This is a genomic window from Pseudoalteromonas sp. GW168-MNA-CIBAN-0100, from assembly GCF_040309225.1.
GTDB classification, from domain to species: domain Bacteria; phylum Pseudomonadota; class Gammaproteobacteria; order Enterobacterales; family Alteromonadaceae; genus Pseudoalteromonas; species Pseudoalteromonas arctica.
In genome coordinates this window covers 1-509 of the sequence record NZ_JBEOOL010000101.1, presented here as the reverse complement: position 1 = coordinate 509, position 509 = coordinate 1, and the positions used below count along the sequence as shown (strand labels likewise).

1 pseudogene is annotated in these 509 nt (G+C 42.8%); it reads right to left on the bottom strand.

Annotated features, from left to right (window positions below):
* Positions 1 to 509, bottom strand: a pseudogene (locus AAEY62_RS20200) (alanine--tRNA ligase); the annotation flags it as partial.

Genomic DNA, 509 nt, shown 5'->3' with positions numbered 1-509 from the left:
GCGCAATTTGTTTTTCTAGCTGTTTTGATTTATCAAGCAGCGCAGTTACTTTTTCAAGTACTGACGCGCTGTCGGCTTTAACTACAGCAGCTACATCATTTAGCTTTTGCTCTTGCTCACTCACGTAGGCAATCGCGTCAGCGCCGGTTACCGCTTCAATACGACGAACACCCGCAGCAATACCGCTTTCAGATACTATTTTGAATAAACCAATATCACCTGCGCGTTCAACATGTGTACCACCACAAAGCTCAATAGAGTAGTCCCCAATAGTAACTACACGTACTTCGTCATCGTATTTTTCGCCAAATAACGCCATTGCACCTTTTGCTTTAGCGTCATCTACTGCCATAAGCTCGGTACTTAACGCAAAGTTACAACGAATTTCATCGTTTACTACACGTTCAATTTCGCGTAATTCTTCTTTAGTAACAGCTTCAAAATGTGAAAAGTCAAAACGCAAACGCTCTGCTTGAACTAGCGAGCCTTTTTGACCTACATGTTCGCCT